Genomic DNA, 2,172 nt, shown 5'->3' with positions numbered 1-2,172 from the left:
GAGTGGATTCCATACATCAAGCTAGAGCAGGATTGAGGCTAATTTCAAGACACGCGATTAGACTTACTTTTCCTTATGTCTAGAGTTCTGACTATGTGGCCAAATTTACTGATCCACTACAGTTGATGCTTCTTCGTAAGAAAGGTGATCTGGAAAAGTTATAAAGCGATCTTCATGACCAACCACTTCCTGAGCTAACATACCATCAGTACTGCCTCCGCCTCTGGCCACATCGTTGCTACCTTGATTGATCGCGACAGTGTCCCAAGTCGGAAAAAACAGACCAACCACGCGGTTCCAACCTGAAGATGTGTAACCTTGCTACCGTCAGCAATCACATCACCTCCGCCAACAGCAGATGAGGCAAATTCAGACATCTGGATAAGGTCTCGACTCGGTTTTATCGTGAATTTTTCATGATGGGCTCGCTATTGAATTGAAAAATAAGGACAGGAGAGAATGACTCCCGCCATAAAGACCATCAATTAGTTAAGTTTGATTCGAAGCACATGGTATGGCTTGGTTGAACCTTCTTCGCCTTCGTTGAAAGCAGGGTGGAAGTGAAGAGAGTTTTGAGTGACGTACAAGTAATCACCCTGGATAGAGAAACCATCTGCCCATGACAATAACTTGTCATCTTGTGCAAAGATTTTGTAGCCGTCTTTATTCACCACACCAACAGCATTTTTCTCAATATCACCGACATAGATATCACCGTTATCTGCGATAATCATGCCATCACTTGGACGTTTTTCACTGAAAAATTCAATCTGCTCGGCCAATGCATCTTCACTAAGCGCTGTGTTAGCAAGAGCAGCGGCAGGAATACGGTAGATAGCACTACCATTGACTGTACCAAAATATAGCCATTCATTATTTGCATCAATAGTGATTGGATTCACACCAAGATAAATCGCATCAACGCTACCATCTTCACGCTTTGTCGCCATACGAGAACTATCAATCACAACTTCATGCTCAGGTGAAAGCAGTGCTTTATTTGATTGCAAAACGCGGCGAGATTTACCTGTATTTAAATCTACAACAACAAAGGCAGGCGCAGCTTCGCCATACAGATTACCTAAACTCGTATCGGCAATGTACATCTGGTTACGCAGTGTATCTAATGCAAAATCCTGTAAAAAAGAGTTACCGACCTGTACGTCTTTTCCAATTTCAATGCGTTTAAATAGCTTATCGTTGACGGTATCCCATGCAACAATTTGCGAAGGCGAAGTTTCACTGCCCATATCTAACACCCACACAACACCATCATCGGTACTATCAATACCGATTACTGAAGCCAAACCAACCTCACCTTTATCTGGACCATCTGCCCAGTCTTGGGTTGGAAATGCTTTGGTTGAGCCATCCTTCATCAATTCAACAACACGAAGTTCAGGTGCATCAAGGGGTTGCATAGAAAGGAAAGTACGCCCCTGCTTCGTTACTGTAATGTTCCCTGGTCGTGTGTCATCAAGCTTGGCAACCACTTCGATATCAGCCGCTTGCGCTGTGTTAACTATCATCGCAGTCGCAAGTGTTAGTAAGATTTTCATATTTTTCATGTCGAGCCTCATTGGTGTTCTTTGATGCCCCAAACCGTTTTAGTCAGGGCATAGTGCTATAACAAGCTTGTTTTATGTTGTCGTTACGCGATCTTAGTCATTTCGTTGACTGTGAAGCTTGCGACAGAGCCTTCCGTTGCTGTCATGTAGTCCGCAAGGTGCTGGTTGCCCATATGAGCTTGCCAAAGTTCACGTGATACCCAGTTTTCATAAAAAGTAAAATGCGCTGGGTTTTCGTTGTCTTGATGAAGGTCATAGTTGATGCAACCTTCTTCAGCGCGAGTAATGTCGATAAGCTTTAGTAGCTCGGCTTTCACCAGTTCAATTTTGTCGTCATTAGCTTTGATGTTTGCAACAATCGTTAATGTAGTCATGGGATGTTCCTTTTAAATTTGATACCGAAATCGTCGGTAATTTTGATGTCTTTAATGTTTTAGTGATAGGGCAACTCGTCATGTCATATTGAGTTACTCACTAAATGTAGTACAGGTACTACACTCAATTACTGACTTATATTGTAAATACTTTCAAATCTATTTTGATAATTGAATGTTTAAATACGTTAATTTTTAACTAAGCGATCTTGGTCATTTCGTTGACAGTG

3 protein-coding genes are annotated in these 2,172 nt (G+C 42.0%); all 3 read right to left on the bottom strand.

Translation table 11 applies throughout. The annotated features are described in order from the left end of the window. Positions 1-105 precede the first annotated feature (105 nt). A complete protein-coding gene (locus AB4154_RS21220; RefSeq protein WP_102530869.1) occupies positions 106-291 on the bottom strand; it encodes a hypothetical protein in 186 nt (61 codons plus the stop codon). Positions 292-485: 194 nt separating this feature from the next. Next, entirely contained in the window at positions 486-1,568 is a 1,083-nt protein-coding gene (locus AB4154_RS21215) for an L-dopachrome tautomerase-related protein (RefSeq protein WP_372124049.1), read from the bottom strand. A gap of 83 nt (positions 1,569-1,651) precedes the next feature. Further along, positions 1,652-1,942, bottom strand: a complete 291-nt coding sequence (locus AB4154_RS21210; protein WP_055026561.1) for a putative quinol monooxygenase — start codon at positions 1,940-1,942, stop codon at positions 1,652-1,654. Positions 1,943-2,172 lie beyond the last annotated feature (230 nt).

The sequence above is a fragment of the Vibrio sp. 10N.286.51.B11 genome (assembly GCF_041469245.1).
GTDB lineage: Bacteria > Pseudomonadota > Gammaproteobacteria > Enterobacterales > Vibrionaceae > Vibrio > Vibrio crassostreae_C.
This window is presented reverse-complemented; position numbering and strand designations above follow the sequence as displayed.